This is a genomic window from Mesorhizobium sp. M7A.F.Ca.ET.027.03.2.1, assembly GCF_003999175.1.
In the GTDB taxonomy this organism is placed as follows: Bacteria; Pseudomonadota; Alphaproteobacteria; order Rhizobiales; family Rhizobiaceae; genus Mesorhizobium.
Genome location: NZ_RZOM01001682.1, coordinates 1 through 730 on the forward strand (window position 1 = coordinate 1; position 730 = coordinate 730).

General features: G+C 61.2%; 1 protein-coding gene and 1 pseudogene. Both read right to left on the minus strand.

What is annotated here, in order from left to right; genetic code table 11:
• Positions 1–307 (minus strand): NAD(P)-binding domain-containing protein (locus EN750_RS37330; RefSeq protein WP_189526824.1); only part of this gene is annotated, 307 nt, incomplete at its 3' end.
• Positions 308–539: 232 nt separating this feature from the next.
• Positions 540–730, minus strand: a pseudogene (locus tag EN750_RS37335) (GntR family transcriptional regulator); the annotation flags it as partial.

Sequence of the window (730 nt, forward strand, 5' to 3'; positions counted from 1 at the left end):
CAGGCAGATGGCCGGCGAAAGGTGCCGCCGCGTCGAGCACCACCACCATCGTGCCTGGCGCCAGCTTGCTCTCGATGCTGGCCGCGACCTTGCCGATATGCGTGTCGGGGACGGCCAGGATCACCACATCGGCGTCCTTGAGCGCCTCGTCGGCACTGACCGTATCGAAACCCAGTCCGGTCTTCAGCCGTTCGCGGCCGGCATCGCTGACCTCGACATGGCGTATCGTGTAGGGCGACCCGCGAAAATTGGTCGACAGGCGGTAGCCCATTTTCCCGCCAGCCCCGAACAGCGCAATCGTTGTCATCTGGTCACCACTCCTGTTCTTCGCCGACGGCATCGCCCGTCGTCAACTGATCAACTGGTATAATCACGCTACCAGATTTTGGCAATCCGATAATGACCATGCGTGCGTTCGCCGCGTCATCGGCTGCCGCCGGCAAGCTCCAGCGCGCTTGCCCGCTGAGTGCGCATGAGTGCTGCTCTGCCATCCCCAGAAATAGGAGGCATGTGATAGGGGTCGGAGGCCGGGCCGGGCGCTACTTCAAAAGATCGACCAGCATGTCGAAAGCCGCATCGATATCGCCGCGAACCGCCGCCTGAACTGCCTGCTCGTCCCGGTCGCGCAGGGCCGCAAACATCTGTTGATGGTATGTGTTCGCGGTCGAGTAGGACCCATGCAGCATATTGAAATAGGGGCTGATCTGCAGCCATAGATCCTTGATGATCT